General features: G+C 55.1%; 1 protein-coding gene. It reads left to right on the top strand.

Translation table 11 applies throughout. The features are described 5' to 3' along the window. On the top strand, positions 1–1,233 hold a 1,233-nt coding region (locus RTW80_RS25535), incomplete at both ends, for a capsule assembly Wzi family protein (RefSeq protein WP_312720848.1).

Genomic DNA, 1,233 nt, shown 5'->3' with positions numbered 1-1,233 from the left:
ATCTGAGCCTGTCGACCTGGCCGCTGAGTCAGGAAGAGATCGCCCGGGCGATAAAAAAGGCCAAACCGTCCTATTCTTCTGAGCAAGTAGTTCTGGGCCGTATCAACCGGCGACTGTCTGCCTTAAAAGCCGATTTCCGGGTCGCCGGCTATACCTCGACCGACCAGCCGGGCACCCCGCAGGGGTTTGCCCAGACGCAGCCGGCAGATAACTCGTTAGGCCTGGCGTTTAACAATAGCGGCGAGTGGTGGGATGTGCACCTGCAGGGTAACGTCGAAGGGGGGGAGCGGATCAGCAACGGATCGCGCTTCAACGCCAACGGCGCCTATGGCGCGGTGAAATTCTGGAACCAGTGGCTCTCCTTTGGCCAGATACCGCAGTGGTGGGGGCCGGGCTATGAGGGCAGCCTGATCCGTGGGGATGCCATGCGGCCGATGACCGGCTTTTTAATGCAGAGAGCCGAACAGGCCGCACCAGAGACCTGGTGGTTACGCTGGATAGGCCCATGGCAGTACCAGATCTCCGCTAGCCAGATGAATCAATATACTGCGGTACCCCATGCTAAAATTATCGGCGGTCGTTTCACCTTCTCACCATTCCAGTCTTTAGAATTAGGCGCATCGCGTATTATGCAGTGGGGTGGGGAAGGGCGGCCTGAGTCATTTAGCAGCTTCTGGGATGGCTTCACTGGCCATGATAATACCGGGACAGATAATGAACCGGGTAACCAGCTGGCTGGCTTTGACTTTAAATTCAAACTAGAGCCAACTTTGGGCTGGCCGGTGAGCTTCTACGGACAAATGATCGGTGAGGATGAGTCAGGTTATCTGCCTTCGGCCAATATGTATCTGGGCGGTGTGGAAGGCCACCACGGCTGGGGTAAGGATGCGGTAAACTGGTACATTGAAGCGCATGATACGCGCAGTAATATGAGCCGAACCAATTACAGCTACAACCATCACATCTATAAAGATGGTTACTATCAGCAGGGCTATCCGCTGGGTGATGCGATGGGCGGGGATGGTCAACTCGTTGCCGGTAAGGTTGAGCTTATTACGGAGGATAACCAGCGCTGGAGCACGCGTTTGGTATACGCGAAGGTTAACCCGGAGGATCAGTCGATCAATAAAGCATTCCCTCATGCTGATACCTTGAAGGGTGTACAGCTGGGGTGGAGCGGAGATGTGTATCAGTCGGTCCGGTTGAATACTTCACTGTGGTACACCAACGCAA

The sequence above is a fragment of the Escherichia sp. AM3 genome, assembly GCF_032029835.1.
Classification (GTDB): domain Bacteria; phylum Pseudomonadota; class Gammaproteobacteria; order Enterobacterales; family Enterobacteriaceae; genus Escherichia; species Escherichia coli.
This window is presented reverse-complemented; position numbering and strand designations above follow the sequence as displayed.